A 13,786-nucleotide genomic window follows, 5' to 3' on the forward strand; every position below is an offset into this window, starting at 1 on the left:
TGAGAGGTGGACTGTAAATGCAGCACGTTTTTTATAAAGGAACAGATGAAACAAAACCAATTTTTTTACTGTTACACGGTACAGGTGGAAATGAACAAAGCTTAATCGGCCTTGCGAAGGAAATTGACGAAACAGCAAGTATTTTAAGTGTCCGTGGAAATGTCCTTGAAAATGGTATGCCACGCTTTTTCCGTAGATTAGCGGAAGGTGTTTTTGATATAGAGGATTTAATTTTCCGTACGAAGGAATTAAATGATTTTTTATTAGAAGCAGCGCAGCAGTATGGCTTTGACCGTAATCGAGTTGTTGCTATCGGGTATTCTAATGGTGCGAATATTGCTGCTAGCCTATTATTCCATTATGAAGATGCTCTAGCAGGTGCAATATTGCATCATCCAATGGTGCCTAGACGCGATATTAAATTGCCTACACTTTCTTCAACTCCTGTCTTTATCGGTGCTGGAACGAATGATCCAATGTGTACTGCTCAGGAATCTGAAGATTTAGAGGCGCTTTTAACGTCAGCTGGGGCCGATGTAACAACTGTATGGTTTAATTATGGTCATCAGCTAACAATGCCTGAGGTAGAAGCTGCAAAAGAATGGTACGACCATATTTATTCAAAATAAGGAAAAATCCGCAACCTTTGAGTAAGGGTGCGGATTTTTTTTAATTTCTTTCAGTAGGTGTCCAAACACAAAGCCGATTTCGGATGCTGAGGCATAATTAATTTTAATTTCCGTTTATTTCTGTTTCTTCGCAAAGGGCAGCCACCAATTCCAGTCCCCAAAGAGCTTCATAAGACTAGGAACAAGCATGAGGCGAATAATTGTTGCATCGATGGCGACCGCAATAGCTATACCAACCCCAATTTGCTTCACGGGCATCACATCTGTAAAAGCGAATGCCCCTGTAATAACAATCATAATAAGCGCTGCTGACGTAATGATACGACTTGTAGAAGTTAGACCGTCAATCGTGGCACGTGTATTATCCGCCCCTTTTTGATATTCTTCTTGAATGCGAGATATTAAAAAGACTTCATAGTCCATACTTAAGCCGAATACAAGACAAAATACAATTACTGGGATAATAAGGACAATCGTACCGGCTTCAATGCCCAAATGTCCATATTGGAAAATATAGACGAGAATACCGAAGGCTGATGAAAGTCCAATGATATTCATAATAATCGCTTTCAGTGGGATTAAAATAGAGCGGAAAGCGACCATTAAAATAAAGAACGTTGAAATGATAATAATAGATACAGCCAAGAAAATTTTACTAGCAATTTCATCGAAAATCTCTTGATTGAATTTCGCATGACCCCCGAGCGTGAAATCGACACCTAAATCTTTATCTTTCCATGTTCGAGCAAATTCTTGAGCGGTAGTGGATGAACCGGCTGCATCCAATGTAATTGGGATAAAGAGTTGTTTATCTTTAGCAAACGTATTTAGAATTGGTTTTATTTGTTCTGCCACTTGTGGAGTTTTCAAAGAAGCAGTCAATTCCTCAGGTGACTTAATGTTAGCCGTCGTATAAATGGTTGAAACATGATTTACTAATGGATCATCAAGCAACTTTTCTTGAATAGTGTAAATAAGCTTTCTTGCTTCATTATCTTCCCAGCCTTCTTTACGTTCAGCTAATAAATATAATGTTGAGGTATCACCAAGTCCAAACGTCTCATCTAGCTGATCATAAGCAGTACGTGCCTCATATTTAGCCGGTAATGAATCCACCTGAGGAATTGTAAGTTTAATATCCTTCAATGGAATCATGCCAATGCCTAGTAATAATAAAGCCGCAATAACGATGGCAACAGGATGTCTCATGACAAAACCAGCAAAACCTCGCCAACGATTTGTACCACCAGATTTTACACGTAATAGGCGCCATTTATTAAGGCGATCTCCTAATAACATCATCGTAGCAGGTAGCAAGGTTAAGCCGGAAAGTACTGCAAGAAATACAACAATTGCGCCTCCTAAAGCGATATTATGAAAAATCTCGACGTCAATGACAATCATGGCACCTAAGCCGATCATGACACAAGCAGCAGAAAAGATGATTGAACGGCCGGCTGTCTGTATAGACGTTTGAATAGCTTGTACAATGGATGTGTAAGCACGTTCTTCGCGATACCGGTTAATAAATAACAAGGCAAAATCAATGCTTAATGCAAGTCCAAGCATGGGTACTATATTTAATACAAAAATCGATAAATTGACATTACCGCTAAACAAAGTCAAAATTCCAAACGCAGTGACAACAGTAACTACGCCAATAACGATAGGTAAGATGGAGGCTACGACAGTACCGAAAGCTAGTAATAGCACTATGATAGCAATTGGTAAGCCTATCGCCTCTGCTGACGCTAAATCCTTTTGACTGGCTGTATTGATGTCCGCTGAAATAACAGGTCCGCCAGTAATGCTCACACCGTCATCTTCTATTAATGAACGAATGTCTTTCACAACATCCGGTAACTGATCAATATTATTTTTTAGATGAATCATGGCATAAGCTATACCATTCTTTTGTAAAGAAACATCATCGAGTGGTGACTGGATTGAATGAATCTCCTTAATTTTTTCCAACTTTTTTAATGTATCTTGAATTTTCTTATCGTCCGCTGGATTGAAGACGACCAAAATTGTCTCGGAAGGTAAATCAAATGTTTTGGCAAGCTCATTTGTTACGTAGGTATGATCTCCTTTCACGAAGAAACCGTCGCCATGAAGTTTACTCGGAAGTTGTATAGCAAACATAGCCATGGAAATAAAAATGACGAACCATAAGGCTACGATAGCTTTAGCGTGGGCTGTTATAAAAGCTGAAAAAGTTTTCATAGTAGGTACTGTCCCCCTTTTTAAAATAGTGTAAAGGATGTGTCACATTTTGTCGTGTAATAATTTAAAGACTCCTGTCCCTAATAAGGAACAGGAGTCTTAGTATGCAATCAAAATCAATTATGCCTTGGCATAATTCCATGAAATCCACATGTTTCTCACCATCTATGGAGTGGGAAGAAGTTAAAAGAATAACGATAATAAAAAGTAAATCGTAGCTGCCATAACTGCAGAAATTGGCATTGTAATAATCCAAGTAGTGACGATTTTACGCGCCATCCCCCAGTTTACGCCACGTACACGTTGTGCAGAGCCGACACCCATGATAGAGGAAGAAATAACGTGTGTTGTAGAAACTGGTAAATGAATTAATGTAGCACCGAAGATAACAGACGCAGATGCTAAATCTGCTGCAACTCCGTTTACTGGACGGATTTTCATAATTTTACCGCCGACTGTTTTAATAATTTTATAGCCACCGATTGAAGTACCAAGCCCCATGGCAGTTGCTGCTGCAGCTCGTACCCAGAAAGGAATTTCATCTCCTGTATACAAACCACCAGCGATTAACGCCATCGTCATAATCCCCATTGCCTTTTGTGCATCGTTTGTACCATGTGTAAAAGATTGAATGGCGGCAGTGAAAATTTGCATCGTACGGAAACCTTTATTCGTACGATATAAATTTAAGTTTTTAAACAATAATTTAAACAGTGTCATCATAATAAAGCCAGCGCAAATCGCAAGGATTGGTGATAGCACTAAGGCCATAATGATTTTAGTGAAGCCGCCATAGTTTAGAACATCGAAGCCAGCAGATGCAACTGCTGCACCAGCAATGGAGCCAATCAGAGTATGTGAAGAACTCGATGGAATACCGAAATACCACGTTAGTAAGTTCCAAATAATAGCGGAGATTAATGCCGCTAAAATAACGACTGAACCAGTTGTATCTCCCGCAAAGGCATTTAAAGCGAATGGATCTACAATATCTTTTGTTAAAGCCTTTGCAACACCGACGAAAGTAATAGCTCCGATAAAGTTCATCACTGCAGCCATCATGATAGCTACGCGAGGTTTCAATGCTCTAGTGGAAACCGAAGTTGCAATAGCATTTGCTGTATCATGGAAGCCATTGATAAAGTCAAATGTTAGGGCAAAGATAACGACCAGTACGGTTAGAATAATGATTGTGTTCATTGTAAGTGCCCATCTCCTAATTACGCGTTACGCATGATAATTGTTTCCATAGTATTTGCAACGTTTTGGCAATGATCAGCGATATCTTCAAGTTGTTCATATATATCTTTATATTTAATAAGTCGAATCGGATCTTTTTCATTTAAAAATAGTTGTTTAATAGACGAACGTTGTACTTCATCACATTCACGTTCATAGTCCTTAATAAGAATTGCGTGTGGGCGCATGCCAATAAGATTCTTTTTCTTTAACTCTTCTGTTGCTTTCACAATTTCATCAGCGCTTTTTGAAATATAGCCTAAGAAAGTACGCATTGATTCGTCAACTTCTGTTAGAGAGAACATTTCAAAATGAGCGATACAATGCTCCGTACCATCTAATACGTCGTCCATACGAATGGCAAATTCTAGAATGTCTTCGCGCTCGATAGGTGTCATAAATGATTTGTTTAGCATCACGATCAGTTCGTGAATGAGCTTATCACCAGCTGTTTCGTAATTTTTCATAGTAATGCTAATCTCTTTTAAGTCAGCTACACTGTTAATACGAAAATCATTTGCGTAATGTACGGCCTCTCTCATATTCTCAGCAATTTTATGCAAAGCTATAAAGAAAGGGTCTTGTTTTTTTGAGTTAAGCATGTAAATCGAATCCTCCTGGATATAAATAAATTGGCCTCTAAACTTTACTATCATAACAAAATCTTTAATTTATCTACATAAATTTTTTCTATTCTCCATAAAACTTTACAATCCTGTAATATACAATTTGCTCACAAAATAATAATGGAACCTCTGTATTTGTTTTTATTAGTACAGGAAAACGCTTTAAACATAGGTTTTATAAGGGTTTATACTTTCTGTTTAATACAAAAGAATACTATGGAGACATAAAATTTTGAATAACTTATATGTCAGAATTGTAAAGGGGATGTAAAGGGATTGCTTTACTCATAGTTATCCCTTTTCTTAAGAATATCTTCATTTTTATCCTTCAACTTTATTAAGAATTCTTGTCTACAATAGAGAAAGAATCACACGTTATGGTGATGGATTTAAAGAATGTGAAAGGGTGTTTATTTGAAAATGATTCAAGTCGAAAACTTACAACATACATTTTTAATTGGAAAGAAAGGCAAGGAAAAACAGGTTCCGGTATTAAAGGGTGTCAACTTTGAGGTGAAAAAAGGAGAGATTATCGCAATTGTTGGTAAAAGCGGATCCGGTAAATCTACCTTATTACAAATACTAGCAGGATTTATGAAATCTGAACAAGGATCTATTAAGGTAAACGGTAAAGAAGCAGCTAATTTTACTGAAGTAGAAAGTGCAGCCTTTCGCTTGCAACATTTCGGATTTATCTTTCAAAACTTTCAACTGATGCCAGGCTTAACGGCGTCTGAAAACATAGAACTACCATTGAAGTTGCAAGGTATCAAGAAAGCAATACGTACTGAAAAGGTGAAAAAATTAATGGACAAGGTTGGTTTAACGGAGGTAGCAGACCATTACCCGAATGAATTATCGGGTGGTCAGCAACAGCGTGTTAGTATTGCGAGAGCCTTAATTACAAATCCACCTATTTTGCTGGCAGATGAGCCGACAGGAAGTCTTGACTCAGAAACAGAGCAAGATATATTGCTGCTCATTCAAAGTCTAAACCGTGAGCTTGGTTTAACATTCGTCATCATTACTCATGACGAGGAAGTAGCAACGATAGCACATCGACGTTTCCGCATGTACGATGGGGAACTTGTAAAGGAGGAAGCATAACATGTTATTTAAAGATCAATTAGATTTTGTTACACAGCATATAAAGAAAAATAAATTACGTGTGTTTATGACAGTACTAGCGGCAACGATGGGGTGTGCATTTTTGATTGTCCTCGCATCAGTTGGGTTTGGGCTGCAGGATTCCATACGTAATGAAATATTATCGGATGAAAATATTACGAAAATTCAAGTGTTTGGTAATGATCAATTTACAGAGGAACAAATCCATGAAATAAAAAGTATAGAACATGTGAAAACAGTACTTGAAACGATTACTGTCAATGCATCCGGACATTCATTTTTTGAAGACCGCGATACACTATCTGATGTATACGTTGCGAATATGCAAGATTTTGAGCAAGTAAGTGGCAAGCTTGCAAAAGGAAAGTATCCAACAAAGCCAAACGAAATCGTTGTAGGTTATCATTTTGCTCAAACATTAATAAATGATGCTGAGCGCAAAATTATTGAAGAGAAAAGTAAAAAAGCTGAAGCGGAAGGCACGTTTTATAATGGTAGTGAGGAAGGGTATAAGGACTCATTAATTGGTAAAGAAATCGAATTAGCATTAATGCCGCGTACTGAGGGTGCAGAAGAGGGCGAGAAAATAAAGTATACGATTGTCGGTGTTATGAAGAAGCCTTCTTATGATTGGATGGTCAATAACTCTATTTATATGGATACAGAGCAAAAGCCTATGCTAGCAACTAATTTAGCAGCAACGGGTAATGTTAAAGAAGATGACATGTTTCTTTCAGAATTCAATATTTTCGCTGATAGTATGGAAAATGTAAAATCAATTTTAGACAAACTAAAAGACGATGGCTATAACGTTTATTCGGTGACTGAGCAGTTGGATAAAATGAATGTATTTTTCCTAGTTTTAAAGATCGGCTTAATTTTTGTAGGAACAATTGCTGTCTTGATTGCCTCGATTGGCATTTTCAATACAATGACAATGGCAGTTACAGAGCGTACTCGTGAAATCGGTGTTTTAAAGGCGATTGGAGCAAGTCCAAAGCTTATTCAACGATTGTTCTTAATGGAAAGTACGTTCATCGGTGTTATTGGGACTTTAATAGCTGTAGTTATTTCATATATTATTAGCTTCGTAGCAAATGCTGCACTGCCTGTAATTCTAGAAGCAGCAACAGGGGAAGAGGCATTTAGTAAAAGTGACATTACATTTTCTCTAATTCCTTGGCAGCTCGTTATTATTGCAGCAGCTATTAGTATTGGTGTAGCGATGATTTCAGGCTATCGTCCGGCACGAAAGGCCACAAAAATTGACGTTATTCAAGCATTACGACAAGAACTATAATAGAAAGGGCGGTCCAAAAGTTATTGGACCGCCCTCTTAATGTGATTAAGCAAATTAAGAAATACTCGCGGAAGGAGAGTGAATACCCACGCTTGGCGATGAAATACCCGCGGAAGGAGAGTGAATACCCACGCTTGGCGATGAAATACCCGCGGAAGGAGAGTGAATACCCGCGCTTGGCGATGAAATACCCGCGAAAGGAAGACGAACACCCGCGTTCCGCAATGAAATACCCGCAGAGGCAGCGCGAATATCCGCGCTTGGCGATGAAATACCCGCGAAAGGAAGGCGAATACCCGCGCTTGGCGATGAAATACCCGCGAAAGGGAGGCGAATACCCGCGCTTCACTCACAAATAACGCGGTATATTATAGGTAAGCTTGTAACTCATTCGCTAAAAACGGCTTGGCATTTAGTAACTTTAAAAATGCATCGTAGCTAGCGCGCTGTTCAGAGCTTGGCTTTTTACCAGTATGATATGCTCTTATTAAAATGTTTTTTGGTGTGTTTTCCATATCGATAAACTCCAGCAGTTGTGCCTCATAGCCCACAAGTGATAGAATTTCTGCTCGGATTGCGTCCGTTGCAAGCGCTGAAAAACGCTCGCGTACGAGACCGTGCTGAAGCATGATATCAAGAGCTGGTGTATTAAGCTGGCGATTTAGCTCATGCTGGCAACAAGGGACGCTTAAAATAACGCTTGCTCCCCATTTCACAGCTCGTGCCAATGCCATATCAGTAGCAACATCACAAGCATGTAGAGTTACTACCATGTCCACGGCAGACTCATCATTATAATCATTAATATCTCCTACTAGAAATTCGAGTTGTTCATAGCCTAAATCCTGAGCGATTTGTGAGCATTCTTCGATGACTTCCTTCTTTAAATCCAAACCAGTGACACGAATGTCTAAGCCTTTTTCGATTTTTAAATAGTGGTATAAGGCGAATGTTAAATAGGATTTGCCTGAACCGAAATCTAAAATACGAACCTGACGATCTTTTGGTAAATATGTTAATGCATCATCAATAAATTCGATGAAGCGGTTGATTTGTTTAAACTTATCGTATTTTTGTTTTTTTATTTTTCCTTCTTCCGTTTGTACGCCAAGACGAATTAAAAATGGATATGGCTTATCCTCTGCCAGCAAATAGTTTTTCTTGCGATTATGCGCTAAATTAACTTGCTTTGGCGTTGGGGACTTATCAGATTTCCATAGTACTTTGTTCTTTTTTGATAGCTGCACTTGTATTTTTTCATCAATAAAATCAATATGTGCTTGGCGGTAATCGTTAAAAAATGCTTCTAGCTTCTCAGGGAAATCTTCTAATAAAACATTTTCATGCTTTAAAATACGTTCAAATTGATATTCAATTTGTATATGGTAAGTATCCTTCAATAATAAAGGTTTTAGCTTTATACGTATTATTTCGTTTGATTTCATACGTGGTTGACTGATTGTCGCAGTAACAAGTTGTTGTTGTAAAATCCGCTCTATAAGCTGAGCTTTCATTTCTTCATATGTCATACATTTCGCCTTCTTTATCGTGTTATAGATGGCACTAGTTTAACATACTTTATGAATTGCATTGCTATTATAAATTTTAGAACTCGCTCTTTGAATAATTATAGGTTATCTTGTATATTTGTGGTATTTTAAATATAGAGAATTTTTAATAAAAAGATTTATGGGGAAATAAGGGGGAAAAATATGTCTGCAAACATGTATCAATTACTTTCGATTATCATTTATATGATAGCTATGCTAGGAATCGGTTGGTATGCATTTATTAAAACATCTAATTTAACCGATTACATGCTCGGCGGGCGTTCGCTAGGCCCTGCTGTCACAGCGCTTAGTGCAGGTGCAGCAGATATGTCTGGCTGGCTGTTAATGGGATTACCGGGTGCGATCTATTTATCTGGAATTGTTGAGGCTTGGATTGCTATTGGTTTAACGATTGGTGCCTATTTGAATTGGTTACTAGTAGCACCGAGACTGCGTGTATATACACAAGTTGCTAATGACTCAATTACTATTCCGAGTTATTTAGATAATCGTTTACGTGACAACACAAAGCTTATAAGAATTGCGTCAGGTATTATTATTTTAATCTTTTTTACATTTTATGTTTCTTCGGGAATGGTTGCAGGAGGCAAGTTTTTTGATAGTTCATTTGGCTATGACTACCATACTGGTTTATTGATTGTATCTGCTGTTGTTGTAGCATACACATTGTTTGGAGGATTTTTAGCTGTTAGTTATACAGACTTTTTACAGGGTCTAATTATGTTTATTGCACTTATTTCTGTACCGTTATTTGGATTGTTTTTAACAGGTGGAATTGGAGACACAATAGCATCTATTAAAGCTGTAAATCCTGAACATCTAAGTTTATTACCAGCAACTGCAACTGCTGCGGCAATTATTTCATCACTTGCATGGGGACTAGGTTATTTCGGACAACCACATATTATCGTACGCTTTATGGCAATAAGTTCAGTAAAAGAAACAAAGCAGGCACGTCGTATCGGTATTGGCTGGATGATGCTAAGTTTGTTCGGGGCGATTGCAACAGCTTTGGTAGGTGTGGCTTATTATGAACAAAATGCAGGTGAGTTAAAGGACGCCGAGACAGTATTTATTGTACTTGGCCAAATCCTATTCCACCCATTTATTGCAGGTATAATGCTAGCTGCCATTTTAGCCGCGGTTATGAGTACAATTTCATCACAATTAATTGTTACTTCGTCAGCGCTTGTAGAAGATATTTACAAAGCTATATTTAATAAAACGGCAGATGATAAGCATTATGTTTTTATTGGCCGTGTCGCTGTTTTAGTTGTAGCTATTATCGCAGCGATTTTAGCATGGAATCCAGATAGTTCTATTTTAGGCTTAGTAGGCTTTGCTTGGGCTGGCTTTGGTGCAGCATTCGGTCCAGTAATATTGCTGTCTCTATATTGGAGGAAATTAACGAATTACGGAGCTCTCAGTGGGATGATAGCAGGTGCTGCAACTGCCTTCATTTGGGGGAAAATAAAGGTCTTATCTGATACATTATATGAGATTGTTCCAGGCTTCTTCGTATGCTTAATCGTTGCGGTTATTGTCAGTATCTTGACATATAAACCGAATAAAGATATTGAAGACGAGTTCAATCGCACTGAGGTATTGTTAAAAGAAGAACGTAAGTAAATAAATGTAGTGCGCCTTTTTGTATAGAAGGCGCATTTTTTACGATATATATGTTATTGAAAATAAGATAACTACTAAACAACACGAATTTGGACATTATATGGTAAGATGAAGAAAATTTGTCGTAGTAGCATCAAGGCATTGGTGGGAGGTTTGTGGATGGATAGAATTAAAGAAGTAGATATATTGGTGGAAAAAGCTATTTTAGTTGGCGTAAATTTACGGAATGATGAGCATTTTGATTATTCAATGGAGGAGCTAAAAAATTTAGCTGAAGCTTTAAATGTTGAAGTAGCTGGCATAGTCACACAAAATTTAGAGCGAGTTACGCCATCTCATTATGTTGGAACAGGGAAAATTGAAGAAATAAAAAACTTTTATGATGAAGTACAGGCGAATTTAGTAATTTTTAATGATGAATTATCTCCTTCGCAAATCCGTAATTTAGAGCGCGATTTAGAAACAAAGGTTATTGATAGAACGATGTTGATTTTAGATATTTTTGGACGTCGTGCTAAAACAAGTGAAGCCCAGCTGCAAGTCGAGTTAGCGCAATTGCAATATATGTTACCTCGTTTGGTTGGTTTGCATGCTTCTCTCAGTCGTCAAGGTGGCGGTACTGGAGGTGGCTTTAAAAACCGTGGTGCAGGTGAGACAAAGCTCGAGCTAGACCGTCGTAAAATTGAGGATCAAATTGCGAAAATTAAGAAGGACCTAGAGCATGTGAAGGAGCAACGAGAGACGCAGCGTAAACAACGACGTAAAAATGCCGTCCCTGTCGTTTCCATTGTTGGCTATACGAACGCTGGTAAGTCAACCATTATGAATCAGCTACTTACGAAAATAGGGCAGGAAGATCATAAACAAGTGTTTGAAAAGGATATGCTTTTTGCCACACTTGAAACATCTGTCCGTCAAATAGAATTACCTGATAAGAAGACATTTTTATTAACAGATACAGTTGGTTTCGTTAGCAAATTACCGCATCATCTAGTGAAGGCATTCCGCTCAACTCTAGAAGAGGCTCGTGATGCCGACTTATTACTACATGTTGTGGATGTTTCCAATTCTGAGCACGGCTTTATGATGGAAGTAACAAATGAAACGCTTAAAGCAGTTGGCGTTGAAGGGATTCCAACAATTTATGTGTATAATAAAGCTGATATAGCCAACGTTCCATACCCTGTGATCAGTGGTGATAATATTTGGATTTCAGCGAAGGATGGGACTGGATTAGAGGAATTATTGCAAATGATACGTCAGCATATTTTCTCTGATTATATAACATGTAAAATGCTCATTCCGTATGAGCAGGGAAATATCGTATCTTATTTAAATGAACATGCCTCTGTCTATGAAACAGTATATGAAGAAAATGGCACGCTGTTAACAATAGAGGCAAAAGAAGCGGATTACGCAAAATTCCAACAATATGTAATTAATTAATCACAGACATGTTCTAAAAACATGTTAGAAGCACTATTCGTGTTTCTAACGTGTTTTTTTGTTGCAAAAGAAAAAGCGAATTTATATCATTGTGGATTAAATTCTAGATAATACTAGCTTATTTGTAAATAAAGTAAATAATCTGATTATAAAATATTTTAGAATAATTTTGTAGAAGTTTATAAATTAGTAGATATTAAAGAGTAAGAAAACTCAGTAATATCAATAGGTTTGCTATAAATATAGCAAAATGAGTCTGAATTTAAAGAAAAGGTGTAAAATTCCAACATTTTTTAAAACTCTTGAAAAAGTTTTTAAAACGCTTTAGTATGATGAAATAAAGTTTTTATCCTTACTTTTGGGTAATAATATTATCATTGAATAATGAAATCGGGAGAGGATATTTTTATGTCTACTAAAGATGAAATTGTAAAATCCGTCCCTCAAAATGGCTTTGTCGGACACCCTAAAGGGCTCTTTACATTATTTTTCACTGAATTTTGGGAACGATTCTCATACTACGGTATGCGAGCAATTCTGATTTTCTTTATGTATTATGAATTGCATGAAGGTGGCTTAGGCCTAGATCGTGGGCTAGCGAACTCAATTATGGCTATCTACGGATCATTGGTTTACATGTCAGGGATTATCGGTGGTTGGATTGCTGACCGAATACTAGGTACACGTAGAACCATTTTTTATGGCGGCGTGTTCATTATGTTTGGACATTTCCTGCTAGCGTTACCTGGTGGCGCTAGCATTTTATTTGTTTCAATGTTCTTTATTGTTATTGGGACAGGCTTATTAAAACCGAACGTTTCAAGCATTGTCGGAGATATGTATGCTGATACAGATAGTCGTCGTGATGCAGGTTTTTCAATTTTCTATATGAGCATTAACATGGGATCATTCCTTGCACCATTAATTGTCGGAACAATTGGACAACAGTATAATTTCCACCTAGGCTTTGGCGTAGCGGGGATCGGAATGTTAGTTGGTTTAATTATTTTTAAATTAACAGGGAAAAAATATTTAGGGTTAGCAGGTTTACAGGTAAACAACCCGCTACTGCCTGAAGAACGTAAAAAAGTCTTTTCTCGATTTGGGATTTTAGCGCTACTTATTATTATTGCTGGGGCAATTGGTATTAAAACTGGCGTACTAACAGTGAATGTTTTTGGTTTAATTATTACGGCGCTAGGTATTGTAATTCCAACGTTGTACTTTATTTATATGTATCGCAGTGAGAAAACAACGAAGGACGAGAAGTCTCGCGTGCTCGCTTATATTCCTTTGTTTTTATCGGCTGTAATGTTTTGGGCAATCCAAGAACAAGGGGCGACTATTTTAGCAACGTATGCAGATAGTCGTACACGATTGGATATTGGTAGTTTTCATATCCCATCTTCTTGGTTCCAATCGTTAAACCCTTTATTCGTCGTTACAATGGCTCCGTTATTTGCCATGTTATGGATGAAGTGGGGAGATAAGCAACCATCTACACCGCGTAAATTCGCATATGCATTATTCTTTGCAGGATTGTCATTCTTAGTGATGATGCTTCCAGCGTATTTATCTGGTGGTACAGATTTAGTAAGTCCATTGTGGTTAGTATTATCATTCTTTTTAGTTGTAGTTGGGGAGTTATTATTATCGCCAGTAGGGTTGTCAGTTACTACAAAATTGGCTCCAAAGGCTTTTGCTGCACAGACGATGTCTCTTTGGTTTTTAACAAGCGCAGCAGCGCAAGCGATCAACGCACAACTTGTAAAAGTCTATGAAGTGGTAAGTGAATTCACATACTTCGGTTTCTTAGGCTCATTAGCAATTGTTTTCGGGATCATAATATTAGTGCTATCGCCAATTATTTCAAAAGCTATGCGAGGTATTAATTAATCAAAAAATGCAAGTACAGTTATTCAAATAACTGTGCTTGCATTTTTTTTTGTATAAAGAATATTTTGTTGATAATCTGCTCATCACATAACTTGT

At 37.5% G+C, this 13,786-nt stretch carries 11 protein-coding genes; 7 read left to right on the forward strand and 4 right to left on the reverse strand.

Annotated features, from left to right (window positions below):
• The first annotated feature begins 17 nt into the window (after positions 1-17).
• On the forward strand, positions 18-629 hold the full coding sequence (locus ACVYAD_RS10530; protein ID WP_349659336.1) for an alpha/beta hydrolase: 612 nt from the start codon (positions 18-20) through the stop codon (positions 627-629).
• Between the two features lie 114 nt (positions 630-743).
• On the opposite strand, the gene ACVYAD_RS10535 is transcribed toward ACVYAD_RS10530, so the two are convergent.
• From ACVYAD_RS10535 to ACVYAD_RS10545, 3 genes are all read right to left on the reverse strand, one after another.
• Entirely contained in the window at positions 744-2,855 is a 2,112-nt protein-coding gene (locus ACVYAD_RS10535) for an MMPL family transporter (protein WP_476426300.1), read from the reverse strand.
• Positions 2,856-3,038: 183 nt separating this feature from the next.
• Positions 3,039-4,055, reverse strand: a complete 1,017-nt coding sequence (locus ACVYAD_RS10540) for an inorganic phosphate transporter (protein ID WP_349659334.1) — start codon at positions 4,053-4,055, stop codon at positions 3,039-3,041.
• A 20-nt stretch (positions 4,056-4,075) separates the two neighbouring features.
• Entirely contained in the window at positions 4,076-4,696 is a 621-nt protein-coding gene (locus tag ACVYAD_RS10545) for a DUF47 domain-containing protein (RefSeq protein ID WP_079562474.1), read from the reverse strand.
• Between the two features lie 444 nt (positions 4,697-5,140).
• Between ACVYAD_RS10545 and ACVYAD_RS10550 the strand changes: the two genes are divergently transcribed.
• Genes ACVYAD_RS10550 through ACVYAD_RS10560 form a run of 3 tightly spaced genes read left to right on the forward strand, consistent with a single transcriptional unit; the run spans position 5,141 to position 7,507 of the window.
• Complete coding sequence (locus ACVYAD_RS10550; RefSeq protein ID WP_476426303.1) at positions 5,141-5,827, forward strand: ABC transporter ATP-binding protein; 687 nt, start codon at positions 5,141-5,143, stop codon at positions 5,825-5,827.
• Position 5,828: 1 nt separating this feature from the next.
• Entirely contained in the window at positions 5,829-7,148 is a 1,320-nt protein-coding gene (locus ACVYAD_RS10555) for an ABC transporter permease (protein ID WP_349659332.1), read from the forward strand.
• A 41-nt stretch (positions 7,149-7,189) separates the two neighbouring features.
• Entirely contained in the window at positions 7,190-7,507 is a 318-nt protein-coding gene (locus ACVYAD_RS10560; RefSeq protein ID WP_476426305.1) for a hypothetical protein, read from the forward strand.
• A gap of 9 nt (positions 7,508-7,516) precedes the next feature.
• Here the strand turns inward: ACVYAD_RS10560 and ACVYAD_RS10565 are convergent, their stop codons facing one another.
• A complete protein-coding gene (locus ACVYAD_RS10565) occupies positions 7,517-8,677 on the reverse strand; it encodes a class I SAM-dependent methyltransferase (RefSeq protein ID WP_476426307.1) in 1,161 nt (386 codons plus the stop codon).
• A 183-nt stretch (positions 8,678-8,860) separates the two neighbouring features.
• Here ACVYAD_RS10565 and putP point away from each other — a divergent pair, with 183 nt between their 5' ends.
• The 3 genes from putP (at position 8,861) to ACVYAD_RS10580 (ending at position 13,690) form a co-directional block, all read left to right on the forward strand.
• Positions 8,861-10,348 (forward strand): sodium/proline symporter PutP, encoded by a 1,488-nt coding sequence (gene putP, locus ACVYAD_RS10570; protein ID WP_349659329.1) that lies wholly within the window; start codon positions 8,861-8,863, stop codon positions 10,346-10,348.
• Positions 10,349-10,507: 159 nt separating this feature from the next.
• A complete protein-coding gene (hflX, locus tag ACVYAD_RS10575; RefSeq protein ID WP_476426308.1) occupies positions 10,508-11,794 on the forward strand; it encodes a GTPase HflX in 1,287 nt (428 codons plus the stop codon).
• 408 nt (positions 11,795-12,202) lie between these two features.
• Positions 12,203-13,690, forward strand: coding sequence for a peptide MFS transporter (locus ACVYAD_RS10580; RefSeq protein ID WP_476426311.1), 1,488 nt, complete (start codon positions 12,203-12,205; stop codon positions 13,688-13,690).
• The last annotated feature ends 96 nt before the right edge of the window (positions 13,691-13,786 follow it).

The organism is Lysinibacillus sp. G1-3 (assembly GCF_056322905.1).

What these genes read in the sequence shown, in the direction of transcription:
- ACVYAD_RS10540 (WP_349659334.1), bottom strand. Translation starts at nt 4,055, where the DNA reads ATGAACACAATCATTATTCTAACCGTACTGGTCGTTATCTTTGCCCTA.
- hflX (WP_476426308.1), top strand. Translation starts at nt 10,508, where the DNA reads ATGGATAGAATTAAAGAAGTAGATATATTGGTGGAAAAAGCTATTTTA.
- ACVYAD_RS10550 (WP_476426303.1), top strand. Translation starts at nt 5,141, where the DNA reads ATGATTCAAGTCGAAAACTTACAACATACATTTTTAATTGGAAAGAAA.
- ACVYAD_RS10535 (WP_476426300.1), bottom strand. Translation starts at nt 2,855, where the DNA reads ATGAAAACTTTTTCAGCTTTTATAACAGCCCACGCTAAAGCTATCGTA.
- ACVYAD_RS10555 (WP_349659332.1), top strand. Translation starts at nt 5,829, where the DNA reads ATGTTATTTAAAGATCAATTAGATTTTGTTACACAGCATATAAAGAAA.
- ACVYAD_RS10580 (WP_476426311.1), top strand. Translation starts at nt 12,203, where the DNA reads ATGTCTACTAAAGATGAAATTGTAAAATCCGTCCCTCAAAATGGCTTT.
- putP (WP_349659329.1), top strand. Translation starts at nt 8,861, where the DNA reads ATGTCTGCAAACATGTATCAATTACTTTCGATTATCATTTATATGATA.
- ACVYAD_RS10530 (WP_349659336.1), top strand. Translation starts at nt 18, where the DNA reads ATGCAGCACGTTTTTTATAAAGGAACAGATGAAACAAAACCAATTTTT.
- ACVYAD_RS10545 (WP_079562474.1), bottom strand. Translation starts at nt 4,696, where the DNA reads ATGCTTAACTCAAAAAAACAAGACCCTTTCTTTATAGCTTTGCATAAA.
- ACVYAD_RS10565 (WP_476426307.1), bottom strand. Translation starts at nt 8,677, where the DNA reads ATGACATATGAAGAAATGAAAGCTCAGCTTATAGAGCGGATTTTACAA.